At 25.6% G+C, this 16,898-nt stretch carries 14 protein-coding genes, 2 tRNA genes and 2 rRNA genes; 5 read left to right on the forward strand and 13 right to left on the reverse strand.

Going from position 1 to position 16,898, the window contains the following annotated elements; genetic code table 11:
* A partial coding sequence (locus tag BUE91_RS07785; RefSeq protein ID WP_143605910.1) for an HPr family phosphocarrier protein occupies positions 1–151 on the reverse strand: 151 nt, incomplete at its 3' end.
* Between the two features lie 131 nt (positions 152–282).
* Here BUE91_RS07785 and BUE91_RS06090 point away from each other — a divergent pair.
* Positions 283–885, forward strand: coding sequence for a helix-turn-helix domain-containing protein (locus BUE91_RS06090; RefSeq protein ID WP_073508287.1), 603 nt, complete (start codon positions 283–285; stop codon positions 883–885).
* A 156-nt stretch (positions 886–1,041) separates the two neighbouring features.
* On the opposite strand, the gene guaA is transcribed toward BUE91_RS06090, so the two are convergent.
* From guaA to BUE91_RS06120, 6 genes are all read right to left on the reverse strand, one after another.
* Positions 1,042–2,580: a glutamine-hydrolyzing GMP synthase gene (guaA, locus tag BUE91_RS06095; protein ID WP_073508288.1), complete on the reverse strand. Its 1,539-nt coding sequence runs from the start codon at positions 2,578–2,580 to the stop codon at positions 1,042–1,044.
* A complete protein-coding gene (locus BUE91_RS06100; protein ID WP_066899639.1) occupies positions 2,574–4,064 on the reverse strand; it encodes a PP2C family protein-serine/threonine phosphatase in 1,491 nt (496 codons plus the stop codon). Before BUE91_RS06100 ends, guaA begins: the two co-directional genes overlap by 7 nt.
* Before the next feature lie 251 nt (positions 4,065–4,315).
* Positions 4,316–4,786, reverse strand: coding sequence for a redoxin family protein (locus BUE91_RS06105; RefSeq protein WP_066899642.1), 471 nt, complete (start codon positions 4,784–4,786; stop codon positions 4,316–4,318).
* A gap of 15 nt (positions 4,787–4,801) precedes the next feature.
* Complete coding sequence (locus BUE91_RS06110) at positions 4,802–5,473, reverse strand: cytochrome c biogenesis CcdA family protein (protein ID WP_244889895.1); 672 nt, start codon at positions 5,471–5,473, stop codon at positions 4,802–4,804.
* Between the two features lie 107 nt (positions 5,474–5,580).
* Positions 5,581–5,655 (reverse strand) — tRNA-Gln (locus BUE91_RS06115).
* A gap of 55 nt (positions 5,656–5,710) precedes the next feature.
* Complete coding sequence (locus BUE91_RS06120; protein ID WP_073508289.1) at positions 5,711–6,166, reverse strand: NUDIX hydrolase; 456 nt, start codon at positions 6,164–6,166, stop codon at positions 5,711–5,713.
* Positions 6,167–6,296: 130 nt separating this feature from the next.
* Here BUE91_RS06120 and BUE91_RS06125 point away from each other — a divergent pair, with 130 nt between their 5' ends.
* From BUE91_RS06125 to BUE91_RS06140, 4 genes are read left to right on the forward strand one after another with little or no spacing between them, the layout of a single operon-like run.
* Positions 6,297–6,569, forward strand: coding sequence for an HPr family phosphocarrier protein (locus tag BUE91_RS06125; RefSeq protein WP_066899646.1), 273 nt, complete (start codon positions 6,297–6,299; stop codon positions 6,567–6,569).
* Between the two features lie 11 nt (positions 6,570–6,580).
* Positions 6,581–8,119 carry a S1 RNA-binding domain-containing protein gene (locus BUE91_RS06130; RefSeq protein ID WP_073508290.1) on the forward strand — a complete coding sequence of 513 codons (1,539 nt, stop codon included), beginning with the start codon at positions 6,581–6,583 and terminating at the stop codon, positions 8,117–8,119.
* A 10-nt stretch (positions 8,120–8,129) separates the two neighbouring features.
* Complete coding sequence (locus tag BUE91_RS06135; protein WP_073508291.1) at positions 8,130–10,613, forward strand: DegV family protein; 2,484 nt, start codon at positions 8,130–8,132, stop codon at positions 10,611–10,613.
* Positions 10,613–11,479 carry an RluA family pseudouridine synthase gene (locus tag BUE91_RS06140; protein ID WP_073508292.1) on the forward strand — a complete coding sequence of 289 codons (867 nt, stop codon included), beginning with the start codon at positions 10,613–10,615 and terminating at the stop codon, positions 11,477–11,479. Before BUE91_RS06135 ends, BUE91_RS06140 begins: the two co-directional genes overlap by 1 nt.
* 51 nt (positions 11,480–11,530) lie before the next feature.
* Here BUE91_RS06140 and BUE91_RS06145 read toward each other — a convergent pair whose 3' ends face one another.
* The 6 genes from BUE91_RS06145 to rrf (BUE91_RS06170) all read right to left on the reverse strand — a co-directional run bounded on the left by BUE91_RS06145 (position 11,531) and on the right by rrf (BUE91_RS06170) (position 16,863).
* Entirely contained in the window at positions 11,531–13,591 is a 2,061-nt protein-coding gene (locus BUE91_RS06145; protein WP_073508293.1) for a hypothetical protein, read from the reverse strand.
* A gap of 247 nt (positions 13,592–13,838) precedes the next feature.
* On the reverse strand, positions 13,839–14,759 hold the full coding sequence (locus BUE91_RS06150; protein ID WP_073508294.1) for a cation diffusion facilitator family transporter: 921 nt from the start codon (positions 14,757–14,759) through the stop codon (positions 13,839–13,841).
* Between the two features lie 10 nt (positions 14,760–14,769).
* Entirely contained in the window at positions 14,770–16,425 is a 1,656-nt protein-coding gene (sppA, locus tag BUE91_RS06155; RefSeq protein WP_073508295.1) for a signal peptide peptidase SppA, read from the reverse strand.
* A 127-nt stretch (positions 16,426–16,552) separates the two neighbouring features.
* A 5S ribosomal RNA gene (rrf, locus tag BUE91_RS06160) occupies positions 16,553–16,661 on the reverse strand.
* Positions 16,662–16,666: 5 nt separating this feature from the next.
* Positions 16,667–16,743: transfer RNA gene (locus BUE91_RS06165), tRNA-Asn, on the reverse strand.
* 11 nt (positions 16,744–16,754) lie between these two features.
* Positions 16,755–16,863 (reverse strand): 5S ribosomal RNA (gene rrf, locus BUE91_RS06170).
* Between the last annotated feature and the right edge of the window lie 35 nt (positions 16,864–16,898).

Raw genomic sequence — 16,898 nt, forward strand, 5'->3', positions numbered from 1 at the left:
GAATAGCCATAATATCTTTAGCATCATAATCTTCACCATTACACCTAAAAAAGACATTACCTGAAGATTTATTAGTAATGGCACATATTTTAGTAGAAGGTCTTGCATGTATACCTTGTTCATTTAATACTTTAACCTTAATTTTATTCATAATTATCACCTTAAAATATTAGTCTACGCTACACAATATTATACATTAATAATTTAAAAATATCACTATTTAAGGATAAATAATTGAAAAAGCTAAATGTATATGATATAATAAATATAGGAGATTATAATATGAATAATAAAACTGTATCTGAACGATTGAAATATCTTCGTTCTATAAATAAAAAAACACAAAAGGAGTTTGCAAAATTTTTAGGAATACCTCAGCCGTCAATGTCTGCTTACGAAAATGGTAAAAATAATCCTACAATAGATGTACTGATTGATATTGCTGATAGATGCAGAGTATCTTTAGATTGGCTTGCCGGAAGAAGTGACTATACTTTCGGTCTTTCAAGTATGAGAGATTTTGTTTTATTTATGTATGAACTGTCAATGAAAAAAGAAATCGGATTTGAAATAATTGTAGAAGATAAATTCCCCAATAATGACATTGAAACCAATAAAAATAAATGGAATGTTAAGCTTGTGTTCTATGGTAATGATAAAGAACACGCTTTTAATGCTGACGTATGCAATATTCTAAAAGAATTGTCTGATAATCTGTTTGACTTGGAGTCCTACTCTATTACAAAAGAACAGTTTGATTCTATGAAAAACAAATCTGTCGAATACTATTCATTGCCACTAACACAGAAAGAATTTGAAGCACTGAGTCGTGATGAGATTCTGAAAAAAAGAATTGAGTACCTGAAAGAAAATAATTTACTGTAAGAAAGAATGCTACGGGAAAGCTCCTGTAGCATTTTTAAATACAAAAATCACACAAAGAATTATTCTTCAGGTGATTCATTTCTAAAATCCGCAAGCATTTTGCAAGCACGGCACTCACAAAACGGCTATTTATAAGGCTTTAGAGCCTGTTTTTAACTACTCCCACTCTATAGTACTTGCTGGTTTAGATGAAATATCGTAAACAACCCTATTAATTCCATTTACTTTATTTACTATCATATTAGATACTTTTTCTAAAAATTCATAAGGTAATTTTGACCAAGTTGCTGTCATAAAATCTATTGTATTTACAGATCTTATAGCTGCTACATATTCATATGTTCTTACATCTCCCATTACTCCTACAGTTTTAACTGGAAGTAATGTTACAAATGCTTGTGATACACTATGATATAGCCCATCTTTCATTAATTCATTAATAAATATTTCATCTGCTTCTTGTAATATATTAACTTTTTCTTTTGTAACCTCTCCTATAACCCTAATTCCTAATCCTGGTCCTGGGAATGGGTGTCTATTAACAATACTTTCTGGCATTCCCATTTCTTTTCCAACTTGTCTTACTTCATCTTTAAATAATTCTCTTAAAGGTTCAAGCAATTTAAATGTCATTTCTTCTGGAAGTCCCCCAACATTATGGTGTGATTTAATAGTATGTGAAACACCTTCTACAGATTGTGATTCAATAACATCTGGATAAATAGTTCCCTGAGCTAAAAATTCCACATCTTTTCCACCTTTAAGTTTAGCTGCTTCTTCATTAAACACTTCAACAAATTCTCTACCTATTATTTTTCTCTTATCTTCTGGATCAGATACTCCTTTTAATTTTGATAAAAATCTATCTTCTGCATCTACTTTAACGATATTTAAATTAAAATTAGACTTATAATAATCATAAACTCTATTTGCTTCATCATATCTTAAAAGTCCTGTATCAACAAAAACACAAATTAATTGATCCCCTATAGCCTTATTAATCAATACTGCTGCAACTGATGAATCTACCCCTCCAGAAAGTCCAAGCATTACCTTTTTATCCCTTACAGTTTCTCTAATTTTCCTTATTTTTTCTTCTATAAAATTAGTTATTACAAAATTTTTTTCTGCCTTACAAATATTAAAAATAAAGTTTTCTATCATTTTTTGACCAAACTCAGAATGAGATACTTCTGGATGGAATTGTAACCCATATACATTATTATCATTGGCTATAGCTGCAATAGAAGAATCTGTTTTAGCTATTACTCTAAATCCTTCAGCTATTTTAGTAATATGATCATTATGGCTCATCCATATATTTAATTCTTTAGGTACATCTATAAATAGAGGATTTTCTTTTTCCATTACTTGTAATAATGCTCTACCAAATTCTCTTTCCTGCGCCGCTTCTACCTTACCACCATTTAAGTGAGTAATTAATTGTAACCCATAACATATTCCAAGTATAGGTATACCTAGATCAAATATTTTTTTATCTATAGTTGGTGAATTTTCCAAATATACTGAACTTGGTCCTCCTGAAAATATTATCCCTATAACATCTTCTAAATTATTAAAATCAAATTCTCTCACCATCTCACAGTATACTTCCATCTCTCTTATTCTTCTTGCAATAATTTGAGAATATTGTGATCCAAAATCAATAACAATAATTTTTTTTCTTTTTAACATGTTTCTTCTCCTCTTCTTTTTATCTTTAATAGGGTTACATCATCATTAAAAGGCTTTTTACCAACAAAATCCCTTAAATCTTGTATTATCATATTTAAATCTAAATCTTTTATATGTAATTTAAGTCTATCTAAACCATAATATTTACCATTAATATCAACTTCTTCTGTTATACCGTCTGTATAAAGTAATATTTTATCTCCTATATTAAAATCTACTTCTTTTTCTTCAAATGATAGTATAGGAAAAATTTTTTTAGAAAATAGTCCTAATATTTGACCTTCACTTTCAAGTTCTATTACTTCATCTTTTTTCTTATCATACATTAAAGCTGGCTCTTGAGAGGCTTTAGCATATCTTACCTTATTCGTTTTTGTATTAATAACTAAGTAAAACATAGACACAAATTTACCCTTAGGAAATATGTTTATTATTTCTTCATTTAAAATTTCCATAAGCTCTGTAACTTTATCCACTTTTTTAGCATTATTATATATTAAAACTTTAAGCATAGTTGAAAGAAGAGATGCTGGTATACCATGACCTGAAATATCTGCAAATACTATAGCAAATTCTTCATTATTTAATTCTATAAAATCACAAAAATCTCCACCTATATTCATACTAGGCTCAAAAAAATATTCACATACATATTCTCCAAACTCTATTTTTTTAGGTGGCATAAGTGATTTTTGTATATCTCCTGCAAGCCTTAATTCCTCACTTACTTCATTATATAATTTTCTAATTTCTTTTTCTCTATCAAAAACTTCTGATACAAGTCTATCGTTTTCTTTTTTTAATTCTGCTGACGTAGCAAGACTTTTTATAGATCCTACTAAACTTTTAATATCAACAGGTCTTTTAATAACTCTATTAACACCATACTTCATAGTATTTAAGGCCTTATCTATATCTGTTTCAAAGGCTATTAATATTACCATAGAGTTAGGATTTTCTTTCTTTATTTTCTTTATTTCTTCAATTTTTTCTTCTTGGTAGCTAGAAAAATCTATAATATATATGCTATTTGATCTACTATCATGTTTTTTATTTAAAAAATTAAAACTATTTCTATCTTTTATACCAAACCCATTTTTTATTAATTCATCTTTAAGAAGATTCTTAACATTATTATTATCATCATATATTTTTACTTCATAACCTGCAAAAATTTTAAGCTCATTATATTCCTCTATAGAATTAAAAATTTTAAAATATCTCTTTGATTCAAATAAATTAATATCTTCTATCATATCTCTATTTTTAATAATAAAAAATATTTCAAAATTATTTTTAATAGAACATCTAAATAACTTAAGCATATAGCTTAAAAATTTTGAATCTATAATTGTATCTTTAATATGAAAAAGGATTTTTTTTCTAATTTTCGATGCTTTAATCAAATCCTCATAGCTTTGTTCAAAAGATATAAAATGTACAATTTCGTATTCTCTATCTCCTAAAAAACAAAATTCATTCATAGCTACTCCAAATCATTATCCGTATTTTAACCCATATTAATATTTAAAAAGCACCATCAAGTGTTATACAATTATCATTTAAAAGTATTAGTGTACTTTCATTTGTTACTGTAACCTATAATAGTGCAATATTTTATTTCATTTATTATTAATTATATATAAACAATACCAACTAATACTAACATTTAAATCAATTTTTGTCAAAGAAATATTTTAATAAAAAAGGCGACTAAAATAATAGTCGCCATATGTTAACTAATTTTACTCATTTCTTCTTTAATTCTTTTAGATGACATAGCTCCTATTATTACTTTTGATATATTTCCTCTACTATCAATAAACACATTAGTAGGATATCCTCTTAATCTAGCTCTTTTAATTAGATCTCCTTTAGTATCCATTAATGTTGTAAGCTCTGTCCAACCTGTAGTTTTAAACCATTTTTTAAAATCATTTTCCTTTAATTCTCCTCTATGACCAGGAGATACTACTGAAATTACATTAAATCCTAAATCTTTCTCTTTAGAAAGTTCTACTGTATGTGGCATAGTTGCAAGACATACATGACACCATGAAGCCCACATTTTAATGTATGTTTTTCCTTTATAATCACTAATTTTTTTAATTTGTCCTGTTTGATTTTTAAATGAAATATCATCTAAACTTCCTGAAAATGATAGTGTAGATAATACTAATAAAAACATAGCCAATATTTTTTTCATATATTCCTCCATTTTCTAAATACTTATTCTATTGAAATAAGCAACTATTATTGTAAGTTTATCAAATATTAATAATAATCCCATTAATATTATTAATACAGCACTGATTTTTTTGATCACATTCAAGTTTCTTTTAATAAATTCAACTTTTTTAATAAGTTTGTTATAAAACATAGTGAAAATTAAAAATGGTGTAGAAAATCCTAATACAAATACTAATAAAAGCATAGATCCCCTAATAGCAGTTTCACTCTCTCCTGAAAGAAGAAGTACTGCTCCTAATATTGGTCCTATACAAGGTGTCCAACCTAATGAAAATGTCGCACCTAACATAAATGATTCTAATCCTGAATGATTATATTTTTTATTTATTTGTATAGTTTTAGTTTTTTCTAAGAACTCTAAATCAAATAATCCTAACTGTTGTAATCCAAGTAATATGATTATTAATCCCGAAATAATTCTAACTAAAGGATTAAAAAATATATCCGATAAAAGATTAAATCCAAATCCCAAAATTACAAATGTAAGTGATATACCCAGTAAAAATAGAGCTGTATTCCTAATTTTCTTATTATCCTTCTCTAATACTCCAAAATATACTGGAAGTAATGGAAATATACAGGGTGAGAAAAACATTAACATACCACCTAAAAATATTGCAATTATTGATAAATCATACATCATAAATCTCTCTTTCTATATTTGATAACATAATTATACTTCTATTTATTTACATTTGTCAAGTATCTATGCAAAAAAAAGAGTAAAAAAAAATGCGATAAACGCATAAATGGTTGGGCTGGCTGGATTCGAACCAACGCATCGTGGAGTCAAAGTCCACTGCCTTACCGCTTGGCTACAGCCCATTAAGACAAGAACAATTTTACATCATATAAAATGTTTTGTCAAGCATTTTTTTTATTACTGTTCCTTTTTTACATCTATCAATTTATCATTTTCATATTCCATTCTATATACAAAGAAATCTTTTTTATCATCTATCAATTCTTTAAGGAAATATTCATCTCCTTCCCATATATTTAAATCTAATATCTCATATTTATGTATATATTCTAATTCACCCTCATCACATTCTATCATTTCTCCACTAAAATCTTCTGAAGTAAACACGTATATATATTCAGTTATACCGTTATATATGAAAATAAGCATACCTCTTAAAATACACTCATTTAAAGTATAACCTGTTTCTTCTTTAACCTCTCTTTTTACAGATTCATGTGGACTTTCTCCAAACTCTATTTTACCACCTACACCTACCCATTTACCTTTGTTTATATCAACTTCCTTCTTATTTCTATAAAGCATAAGAAATTTATCATCTCTAATTAAATAACAAACAGTATATAGTTTCATTATAACCTCCTATATATTAGAATATCACATACATTTAGCTTTTTCAATTATTTATCCTTAAATATTGATATTTGTAAATTATTAATGTATAATATTGTGTAGCGTAGACTAATATTTTAAGGTGATAATTATGAATAAAATTAAGGTTAAAGTATTAAATGAACAAGGTATACATGCAAGACCTTCTACTAAAATATGTGCCATTACTAATAAATTTTCAGGTAATGTCTTTTTTAGGTGTAATGGTGAAGATTATGATGCTAAAAATATTATGGCTATTCTACTAATTGGTTTAGAGAAAGGTAGAGAATTTGAAATAATTGCAGATAGTGATAATGAAAAAGAAGAGATAGATCTACTTAACTCACTACAGAAACTAATAGAAATAGAACAATTTAATTAAGGAGAACACTAATGAACAACAATTTTATGGAAATGTTAGAAGATTATCTTCCTACTAAAGAGCAAACTCTAGGTGATAAAATAGAAGGAACTATAATCAGAAAAGATGGTGAATTTGGATATCTAAATATTCAAAATAAGTTAGAAGGACGTATCAGACTTTCTGAAATAGAGGGATTTGAAATAGGAGATAAAATTAAGGTTCTTGTTGTTAAAGTAAACGATGAGTTCTTAATAGTTTCAAAAAATATTTTAGAAAAAAAAGAAGCATTATCTAATATTAAAAAAGGAGATAAAATCTCTGGTATAATTAAAGAAAAAATAAAAGGAGGATATAAAGTTGATTGTGGATTAATCAAAGCATTTCTTCCATTTAGAAATTCTGGGTTAAATCAAAAATACAGTCCTAATGGAGAAAAATTAGAATTTGATGTCATAGAAAAAAATAGAAAAGAAATAGTTGTTTCAAGAATTGAAATAATTAAAGAAAATGAAGAAGCCTTCTTAAATAAATTAAATGTAGGAGATAAAATCTCTGGAACTATTTCTAATAAGTTAGATTATGGTATGATAATTGATCTAGGTGCATTATCAGGACTATTACATAGCAGTGAAATTTCTTGGAATAAAGAAAAGACTCTAAAAGATTTTAATGTTGGAGAAAAAATAGAGGTAAAAATAATTGAACTTGATAAAGAAAATAAGAAAATAAAATTAAGTCTTAAACAACTAGTTGAAAATCCATGGTTAAAAATTAGAGAAAAATATCATATAGGGCAAAATATAGATGCACCTGTTAAAGAAGTTTTTTCATTCGGTGTTGTAGTTGATTTAGGTGATAGAGAAGATTTAATACATGTTTCAGATCTATATTACAAAAAAATAGGTAATGTAGAAAAAGAGTACAAAAAAGGAGATGTAATCTTCTGTGAAGTTATTGATATAAACGATGAAAAAGAAAAAATTGTTCTAAGTGCTAAAACAGTATTTGAAAAAATATGGGAAAGTTTAGATGATTTCTGTATTTTAAACTGTGTAATAAATGTTATGGTAACTAGAATTAAAGACTTTGGATTTTTTGCAAAAACAGAAGAAAATCTAGAAATTTTTGTTCCAAAATCTGAATATTCATGGAATAGATCTGAAAATTTAAATATTAAAGTTGGAGATAAATTAGACGTTAAGTTAATAGAAATTAAAGAAGAAGAGAAAAACTTAATTGGAAGTATTAAAAGATTAGGTAAATCTCCATATGACGTAGCTTCTTCTAAATTTGACAAAAACATAGAATATGAAGTTGAAATTACTGATATATTAGAAAGTGGATTACTTGTTAGATTAACTGAGGATTTTAAAGGATTAGTTCCTAAAAAAGAATTATCTCAAGATCAAACAAAAGAACAATTTAATGTTGGAGATAAAATTAAAGTCGTAGTATTTGATAAAAATAGTAACAAAAATTCTATCTTACTTTCTGTTAAAAAAATAGAAGAGTTAGAAGAGAAAAAAGAGTTGGAAGAATTAATGAAAATTTATGGAGCCAACAACTAGGAGGATATGAATGGGTATAAAGTACATTGATGCTAAAAGATTGAGACGTATTCTTATAGGTGGGGCTAAATGGGTAAAAAAACATGAGGACTATTTAAATGAATTAAATGTTTATCCTGTTCCTGATGGAGATACAGGTTCAAATATGTCTATGACTTTAGAAACAATGAAAAATGATATAGAAAATAGTACTGTAAAAAAAAGTTCTATGTCTGAAGTAATAGATGTTATAGAAGAATCTGTACTTATGGGGGCAAGAGGAAATTCAGGTACTATTCTATCTCAAATTATTACTGGTTTTTTAAAAGGAATAGGTGATAAAAAAAGACTTGAAAGTGCTGATTTAGCTGAAGCTCTACTTAGTGCTAAAGAAGTAGCATATAATGCTGTGGATACCCCTGTTGAAGGAACAATATTAACTGTCATTAGAGAAATAAGCGAAAAAGCACTTGAAATTAAAGATGATGTCGAATCTTTAGATAAAATGTTAGAAATATTAACTGCTACAGCAGAAGAATCTGTAAATAAGACACCAGATCTTTTACCTAAATTAAAAGAAGCTGGAGTTGTAGATTCTGGTGCTATGGGGCTTTACTATTTCTTCATAGGTATTAGTAAGGCTTTAACCGAAATTAATGAAATAGTATCTTATGAAGCTACAGAGAAAAATTTTGATAGTACACTAAAAGATATTACTCATGATCCAGCTGAAATTAAATTTAAATACTGTACTGAATTTATTATTAGAAATGCAGATTTTGATATAGATAAATTCAAAGAAAGTGTTTTAAAATTAGGAGATTCAGCTGTATTTGCACAAACATCTAAAAAGTTCAAGATACATGTACATACAAATAATCCAGGACAAGCTCTTGAACTTGCTGTTGAACATGGAGATCTTGAAAAAATAAAAATAGAAAATATGAAATTACAAAATGAAGGTTTAATAAGTAGTGAAAAAGAACAAACTAAAATATTCATTAATCCTAAGCCTAATTTATCAAGATATTCTTATGTTATCTTAGCTGATAGTTTAAATTTAAAAGAAGAATTTTTAACACTAGGAGCAAGTGTTGTATTACTTGGTGGACAAAGCCAAAATCCGAGTGTACAAGATATTTTAAATGCTATTGCTAAAATAAATAATAATAAGCAAATAGTAATATTACCTAATAATAAAAATGTTATTTCAACTGCAAATATTGCTGCTGAAAAAACAGAAAAAAATGTATTAGTTGTGCCAACTAAAACTATGATGGAAGGTTACTATTACTTAAATAATTACTTTGATATATTAGCAAATATTAAATATAACGAAGAATTTAATTATTCTATAGAAATTACAAAAGCAGTAAGAGATACTAACGTAGATGGTTTAACTATAAATAAAGATGATTATATAGCATTAATAAATACTAAAATTAAACATGCTAATAAAGATATTTTAGAGTTAGTTAAAGAAATAAAAGAAAAATATATCAGTAAAAATACAATAAATATAACTGTGGTTGAAGGTAAAGAAAAATATGAAGATATAAAATCTTTATTAAACATTCCGAAAACTAAGTTTATAACAGGTGAGCAAGAAAATTATCAATACTATATTTATATAGAAAACAAACCTGAAAATATGCCAGAAATAGCTATAGTTACAGATACTGGAAGTGATTTGGTTGAAGATGATATTAAAGGTTTACCTATATTCATTACTCCTATTAGACTTGAGGCAAATGGAGAACACTATAAAGATAGTGTTGATATAAATAAAGATGAATTCTGGAATAAATTAATTAATGAAAATGCACATTTCAAAAGTGCTCAACCTTCACCTAAAGAACTAATGAATCTATATACTAATATATTTAATAAAGGTTATAAGAAAATTATTACTTTAAATATAAGTAGTTCTATGAGTGGAACATATAGAACTGTTAAAATGGTTAGATCTAATTTAAATAAAGAAAATGATATTATTCAAATAGATACTAAACTTGTTTCTTTCCCATTAGGAATATTAGTAAAACAAGCTGCTGAAAAAGTTATGCTTAAACATTCAGTTTCTGATATTAAAATTTGGTCAGAGAAATTTATTTCTAAAATTAAGACATTGATAGTTGTAGAAGACTTGAAATATCTTGAAAGAGGAGGAAGAATTACTAAAGTTGCAAAATCTATTGGTGATTTCTTAAAATTAAAACCTATAATTACTTTTTCTCAAGGAACTTTAACCGTAGAAAAAAAGGTATTTGGGGAAAATTCAGCTATTTCTTATCTTGAAAAAAGTATACAAGAAGCAGCTAAAAAGCATAGTATTTATCTATATACTGGTTTTGGTGGTAGTTCAAAACAAATTTATAATATTAATAAAATCCTAGAAAGTATTAAAGATAATCATAAAATTACAGTTGCTGATAAAACTGTACAAATAGGAGCGACAGTAGGAGCTCATGCAGGACCAGTTTATGCAATCTGTATGATACCTAAATTATTATAATGAAAAAATATATACTAGATGAAAAAGCATTTAGACTAAAAGTATCTCAATACTTACGTGAATTTCACAATTATTCTGGAAGAAGTTTACGTTCTATTGAGGTATTTTTAGATAATAAGCAAATAAGAACTACAACAAAACTACCTAAAACTGGAATACTTACAATTAAAGAAAAAGAAAAAGGAACTGATTTATTACCTATTAAAATGAATCTTGATATAGTATATGAAGATAGTGACTTATTAATAGTAAATAAAGAACCTTATTTACTTACCCACCCTACTTTAAAAAAGGTGGATAAAACATTAGCTAATGGTATAGTTTACTATTTTTTAGAAAAATATAATAAAAATCTTGTACCCAGATTTATTTCTCGTTTAGATATGAATACTTCTGGATTGATAATGATAGCAAAAAATAGCTTTGCTCAATCTTTCATACAGTCTGGAAAAGCTAATATTACTAAAAAATATTTAGCCCTTGCTGAAAATATATTTGAAAAAGATGAAATCATAGTTGAAGAAAAGATATATAAGGATGGAGATGAACTTGCAAGAATAATAGATGATAGAGGACAAGAAGCTAAAACTAAATTTAAGTTAATAAAAAATTATCCTCATCTTGATATTTCTCTTATAGAATGTGAACTATTTACTGGAAGAACTCATCAAATTAGAGTTCATCTTAAACATTTAGGACATCCCATTATTGGTGATAGTTTATATAACCCTAATTCTATTTTTCATAAAATAGCTAAAAGACAAATGTTACATGCATATAAGCTTTCATTTATACATCCTAGTAGTAATGAAAAAATAGATATAGAAATACAACTTTATCATGATATGTTAGAAATAATAGGGTAAAAAATATGAGAATTTCTCATTTTATTTGGAAATTCTCATTTTTTAATACAATTAATATCTATAATTAATCTCAATTCCTAATTTATAGCTAAAAGGCTTAGATCTTATTTTTTTATCTGCCGGATTATATCTAAAATATAATTTTTCAAAAGGTGTTTTGAAAAATATTTTTTCTACTTCAAAATTTGCTTTAATACCAAATTTTGAATCATATAAATATTTAAGAGAAATATATGGTTTTATTTTGAATTCTTCTCCTAATACCCACTTATTAGCCTCATTCTGTTCTTGAGTTAAATATCCAGTATTTTCATGTAATTCTTTTTTAATTTTTTCAGGAATACTCGGACCCAAAAGCATGCTTTTATCTGCTTTTCTTGCAAGTAAAGCTGCATTAAATATTAATCCTGTTTTAACATTTAATCCATTTTGATTATATATATAATTAAAATCAAATCCACCATTTAAAACATCAGTTTCATATAATTTTTTATTATTTAAATCACTCATTTCATATTTATTTTCTAAATCAAATTTAGCCCTAAATCCTAATTTCAAATTTCTTTCATATGATAAAAGAAAATTTTCATTTAATTTAGAATTTCCATTATAAACATCATTTACATATTTAATATCATTAACTGCCTTTACCTTATTTTTACCTCTAACATACTCAATCTTACTAACATTATCTATATTATATTTTTTAGTTATAACATTTGAAAATCTATTAGGTCCCTCACTAATAACCTCTGTTACTACATAGTACTCAAACGGATCTTTGCCATTAGGTGCATATCTATAATGATTTGTAATTAAATATTTACCATTAATTTTATGAATACTAGTCCCTAAAGTGGTTTGATTAGCTATATTAACTATTACATTTCTTCTTGCTTTATCAAATACCGTATAAAAATTATCAATAGTCTTATTATCACTTTGATTAAAATAATAATAATGTTTCAATTTATATTTTCTATCACTATTAACTCTTTGATTAAATTCTGTATTAAAAACGAAATTATTTGATAAAGATAATCCCTTAATACCAAAATCAGATTTTTTTAAGTTTAATTTTAAATCATATTTTTCATTATCATTATATCCATCTAAAATATGGCTGTTTAATGGGCTATATTTAGCATTATATTTTCTATCATATGAAAGAGAAACTTTAAATTGATCTATTTTATCATGCTCATGATCTAAAATCTCCCAAAAATCATGAACTCTTCTTCTCTCTGTGTTATAATCAAAATAACCTGTAAATTTATTTCTATATATTTTTCTTTCATCTAATAAATTTATTTGTCCACCATTATACATTTCAATACCTATAAAAGTATCTTTGTTTAATCTATATTTTAAATATGAATTAACTTCTAATATAGATGGTGTAAACTCTCTTGTAATCACTCTAGGTATTAAACTAATGGCTATATTGTCATTTATAATTTGAGTAATTCTTCCTTCAAAAATACTATCATGTTTTCTATATCTAAATTCTTCCTCATTAAATGATGTTAAATATTTAATATACTTAAGCCCATATTTTTTCTTATTAACCTCTAAACTAATCTTAGCCTGAAAATCATTACTTTCTCTTACATTATGCTTTTGTTGTGGAGCTTGTATATCTAAACTTTCTCCTATCAAATCTGTATGATTATGTTCATGGTCATGATCATGATCATGATCGTGATGATGATGGTGGTGATGATGATCATGTCCCCCTTGCTGATTATCACTAAATATAGAGCTTTCAAGTTGATTATAATCTGGTGTTCTTCTATCATTATATTGTTGATATTGAATATATCCATTTTTAATAATAACTGGATTATTTTCCCTTAGTCCTGTTACATACCTAGTAACTAAATCCGAATAATTAAGATTTTTTCTTCCACCTTTTATTATTAAATTAGCCTTATATTCATTATTTAATGATGAAACTGTTAAATTTAAAGGAACATATTCTATATTTGAATTTTCAATTTTAGAAAATCTCCCTTCATTTCTAATTTCTGCTTTATAAACTATATTTAACTTTTTGTCAGCAAAAGAAAAAATACCAAAAATTATTGATAAAACTAAAAACCTTTTCTTCATTCTTTTCTCCCAATTCTAAAAACTTCCTTTTAGTTAATTATATATATTAAAAAAACAAAAATCAACTACTAAAAACATAGAATTAATCAGTGTTTCATGCAATAAGTATGCATTTATTTAATGTTTTATTTTAAATAAAAAATTCAGTATTAATTAAAAATTTTTTTTATAAATCTCTTTATATTGTAAAATAAAAAGCTTTACTCCTTATAAAACAAGGAATAAAGCCATATATTTTTATAACTTATTATTCTTTATGTATATTAACTTCTGGATTTTCTATTTGTATAGTCACATGCTCTATATCATATACTTCTTTTAACATATTAGATATATTTTTTATTATTTTATAATCATTCACACCTGTATATTTCTTCAAAATAACATGGAATGATAAGCTATATAACCCTTCAGATATAGACCAAATATGAAATTCATGTATATTTTCAATATTTTCTATATCAAGTATACTATTTTTAATTTTATTTACATCTAACTCCTCTGGTACAGCTTCCATTAATATATTTAATGATTTTATTATAATTTTTATACCACCTAACATTATAATCAAACTTATTATTGAGCTTATTATAGGATCTAATAATAATATACCTGTATATTTAACTAAAATACCTGTTATTATTACTCCTACAGAATTTAGTAAATCTCCTAAAAAATGCCATAATGCACTTTTAATATTTAGATTATCTTCATGTTTTAAACTATTCATAAGTACTAAAGTAAGTAATACATTAATAATTAGCCCAATAATAGCTATAACTATCATTAAATTAAAGTTTATATCCTGTGGATTAAGTACTCTTTTAATTGCTTCATTTATTATTCCAAGTGCTATGATTACTAATGCTAAACCATTTAAAAATGCAGCAATTATTTCAACTCTTAAATAGCCATATGTATATTTATTATTAGGTTTCTTAGATGAATAATATATAGCAATCATACTAAAAATTAAGGCAACTACATCTGATATCATATGAAATGAATCAGAAACTAATGCAAGAGAACCTGATATTATTCCACCAAATAACTCAAGTATAGCAAATATAGCTGTAAGTAATAAACTTATCCACAATGTCTTCTTACTCTTATTTTGCACCTTATAATGTTTAGTGTGATGATAATTAAATTCAATAATTTTTTTCATTTTATCTCCTTTAAAAATCTATCTTAATATTCATAAAGTACATAGGCTTATATTTATTTTCTTTAATTATATTTAACCCTTTAATCATTTCACGTGTTAATGGTATATTTGAAATATTTTTAACACTGTCAATTAATCCTATTTTTCTATTAGAAAAATGTAATTTATAATCTTTAATATTTAAGTATTCCAATAGAGAATTTAAACAATCATCAAATCCACCTATTTTGTCTGCAAGTCCTATTTCTACAGCTTCCTCACCTAACCATATTTTCCCTTGAGCTATGTTTTCTAATCTTTCATCTGTCATAACTCTTGCAGTCATTACATGCTTTTTAAATTCAATATATACATCTTTCATACTCTGAATTAGTTTTTCTCTTAATTCATCAGTAATAGGTTGTTTTAAATCAAACAATTCTGATGCAATACCTGAATTTACAGTTTCAATATTTAATCCTAATTTATTACTTATTTCATCAAATGTAGGATACATACTTACTACACCTATAGATCCTGTAATAGTACTTGGATTTAAGAATACTTTCTTTGCTACAGTAGAGATATAATATCCACCACTTGCAGCTACAGATGACATAGAAATAAATATCGGTACATTTAAATTTTTAAGCTCCTTATATATTCTTTCAGATTCAAGAGCACTTCCTCCAGGAGAATTTATTCTTAAAATTACTCCTTTAAGATTATTTATTTCTTTTAAATATTTTATTCTTTCTGACATATTAGCATAAGTAATTATGCTTTCTGAATTAACATTTGGTACAATCTCTCCTTCAGCACATATTACTCCTATTACATTTTTACTCTTATTTTTAATCTTAACCTTTTTAGAAAAAGATATTAAATTTTCTGTATCTTTAGAATAATCTATTTCTAATTTATATAAATTAGAAATTCCATCTATTAAACCATATTCTTTTGCTTTCATATGATTAATTAAAACTAAATCACCATTTAATAAATTTTCTTTAATATCTACATTTCTTCTATCTTTAATTTCATTAATAAAATTTTCTAACATTTTATCATAAATTCTAGTTATTGAAGATTTTTGTTCCTCAGACATTTCTTCTTTATGATAATTTTCTCCTGCCGATTTATAATCTCCTATATGTAATACATTTACTTTAAGCCCTATCTTATCAAATAGTTTTTTAAAGTATATAAAAGATCTTGAATATCCTCTTAATATCATAGATGAATTAAGAGAATTATACATATATATAGTATCTGCCAACATAGCTATTCTATATGTTAAATTATCAATATTAGATGCTAGTGCTATAACCTTCTTATTTTTATTCATTTCTTTAAATAAATCTTTTAATTCATCAATTTGTACTGTATTTAATTTCATATTGTCAACATCAAGAATTACTTCTTCTACTGTATCTGTTTGGTTAATTTTTTTAAGTGCATCCTTAAAAACAAAAAACGAAGTTTTTTTATTTAACCCTCCTTCTGGAACATCTTCAAGTAAAGTTTCATTAGTTATAACAACCTTTTTTATTTTTTTTAGCTTCAAATTATTTAAATTTTTAGCTTTTTTTAGCTTAGATTTTATAATTAATAATATAGTAATTATTCCTAAAAACAATATCAAAGCAATAATCACAGCTTGTATTATATAATATATTAATGTCATTTTTACCTCCTAACTTGAATTTTATCTTATATACCAACATTTGTCAAATATATATTATAAAATAAAAAGCCTATAAAGATATAAATATCAATATAGACTTAAATCATTAACAATAAATAATAAAAAAGTTTAGCAATTACCTATCTTCCCTATTACTAAGTATTTTTGGCGTTTACAGACTTAACTTCTAGGTTCGAAATGTTTCTAGGTGTATCCCTGTAGCTATTATCACTAAACAACATGGCGACCTTGGAAGGACTTGAACCTTCGACCCTCTGATTAACAGTCAGATGCTCTAACCAACTGAGCTACAAAGTCATATAAAAAGAGTTTGGCAACTACCTATCTTCCCTATCACTAAGTATTTTCAGCGTACACAGACTTAACTTCTAGGTTCGAAATGTAACTAGGTGTATCCCTGTGGCTATTGTCACCAAACTATTATCTTTTTCATAAGACAATCATAAATGAAT

The organism is Streptobacillus notomytis (genome assembly GCF_001902585.1).
Lineage (GTDB): Bacteria > Fusobacteriota > Fusobacteriia > Fusobacteriales > Leptotrichiaceae > Streptobacillus > Streptobacillus notomytis.

What these genes read in the sequence shown, in the direction of transcription:
- BUE91_RS06150 (WP_073508294.1), bottom strand. Translation starts at nt 14,759, where the DNA reads ATGAAAAAAATTATTGAATTTAATTATCATCACACTAAACATTATAAG.
- guaA (WP_073508288.1), bottom strand. Translation starts at nt 2,580, where the DNA reads ATGTTAAAAAGAAAAAAAATTATTGTTATTGATTTTGGATCACAATAT.
- sppA (WP_073508295.1), bottom strand. Translation starts at nt 16,425, where the DNA reads ATGACATTAATATATTATATAATACAAGCTGTGATTATTGCTTTGATA.
- BUE91_RS06140 (WP_073508292.1), top strand. Translation starts at nt 10,613, where the DNA reads ATGAAAAAATATATACTAGATGAAAAAGCATTTAGACTAAAAGTATCT.
- BUE91_RS06135 (WP_073508291.1), top strand. Translation starts at nt 8,130, where the DNA reads ATGGGTATAAAGTACATTGATGCTAAAAGATTGAGACGTATTCTTATA.
- BUE91_RS06145 (WP_073508293.1), bottom strand. Translation starts at nt 13,591, where the DNA reads ATGAAGAAAAGGTTTTTAGTTTTATCAATAATTTTTGGTATTTTTTCT.
- BUE91_RS06120 (WP_073508289.1), bottom strand. Translation starts at nt 6,166, where the DNA reads ATGAAACTATATACTGTTTGTTATTTAATTAGAGATGATAAATTTCTT.
- BUE91_RS06105 (WP_066899642.1), bottom strand. Translation starts at nt 4,786, where the DNA reads ATGAAAAAAATATTGGCTATGTTTTTATTAGTATTATCTACACTATCA.
- BUE91_RS06100 (WP_066899639.1), bottom strand. Translation starts at nt 4,064, where the DNA reads ATGAATGAATTTTGTTTTTTAGGAGATAGAGAATACGAAATTGTACAT.
- BUE91_RS06110 (WP_244889895.1), bottom strand. Translation starts at nt 5,473, where the DNA reads ATGATGTATGATTTATCAATAATTGCAATATTTTTAGGTGGTATGTTA.
- BUE91_RS06130 (WP_073508290.1), top strand. Translation starts at nt 6,581, where the DNA reads ATGAACAACAATTTTATGGAAATGTTAGAAGATTATCTTCCTACTAAA.
- BUE91_RS06125 (WP_066899646.1), top strand. Translation starts at nt 6,297, where the DNA reads ATGAATAAAATTAAGGTTAAAGTATTAAATGAACAAGGTATACATGCA.
- BUE91_RS06090 (WP_073508287.1), top strand. Translation starts at nt 283, where the DNA reads ATGAATAATAAAACTGTATCTGAACGATTGAAATATCTTCGTTCTATA.